Raw genomic sequence first — 1,118 nt, forward strand, 5'->3', positions numbered from 1 at the left:
AACTTCCTCAGTGGGGGCTGGGGTAACGATACGCTTGTGGTCGGCGATGGCGAGTCAGTGTTGAGCGGGGGCTGTGGTGACGACACATTTGTCTTTACCAACCGTCTGGCGATTGGCGTTCCTGATCAACCGGTATCCTCCAATGACATTGAGATAGAAGCCGATGTTCTCGACTTTAATATCTTCCACGACAAACTGGTCTTTGATTTGGGTAAAGATACAGATGGTGATGGCATTCGCGATACTTTCCTAGATTCGGCGGATGATCTGACCCTTAGCTACAACGAATGTGGTTGGGCAGTATTCTCTAGCGAAGAATACAACGTAGAAGTCACGCTAAATGGCGTTAATTCAGCTTACATAAACTATGCTGAACACCACGGTATCGACATTTTCGAATTCGCATAAGCCATCTTTATTCGGCGTAAACACTGCTCAAGTATAAATAATGAAAAAGGAGGCTGATAGCCTCCTTTTGTTTATGTTGATATTTCAACTTATTCGAATGGTGATGGATCACCAGAACCAATTCGAACCACTTCTGGATCACCTTCGCTGAAGTCAATCACTGTAGTAGGTTGCTCACCTAAGTAACCACCATTCAGGATCACATCAACTGCATGTTCAAGTTTGTCGCGGATATCTTCCGGATCAGACTCTGTCACATCGCTACCAGGCAGAATCAATGACGTTGACATCAATGGCTCACCCAGTGCTCCGAGAAGTTCCAATGCGATTTGGTTATTTGGCACACGAATACCGATAGTCTTACGTTTCGCATTCATCAAGCGACGAGGAACTTCCTTCGTACCTTTGAAGATGAACGTGTAAGGACCAGGAGTGTTGTTTTTCAGTAGTCGGAATGCTCCGTTGTCCACGCGCGCATACAGAGAAATTTCTGACAAATCGCGACACAACAACGTGAAGTTGTGCTTATCATCTAAGCGACGAATCTGACAAATGCGCTCTAGCGCTTGTTTGTTCTCCAATTGGCAACCAAGTGCATACCCTGAATCTGTCGGGTAAACCACGACACCGCCATTACGAATGATTGCTACTGCTTGATTAATCAAGCGAGCCTGTGGGTTTTCTGGGTGAACGTAAAAAAACTGGCTCAT

General features: G+C 45.6%; 1 protein-coding gene and 1 pseudogene. One reads left to right on the forward strand and one right to left on the reverse strand.

Annotated features, from left to right (window positions below; translation table 11 throughout):
• Positions 1 to 408: pseudogene (locus tag R7E00_RS24690) on the forward strand (calcium-binding protein); the annotation flags it as partial.
• Positions 409 to 497: 89 nt separating this feature from the next.
• Here R7E00_RS24690 and R7E00_RS24695 read toward each other — a convergent pair.
• A partial coding sequence (locus R7E00_RS24695) for an L-threonylcarbamoyladenylate synthase (RefSeq protein ID WP_318124847.1) occupies positions 498 to 1,118 on the reverse strand: 621 nt, incomplete at its 5' end.

The organism is Vibrio sp. Vb1755 (assembly GCF_033338635.1).
Lineage (GTDB): Bacteria > Pseudomonadota > Gammaproteobacteria > Enterobacterales > Vibrionaceae > Vibrio > Vibrio alginolyticus.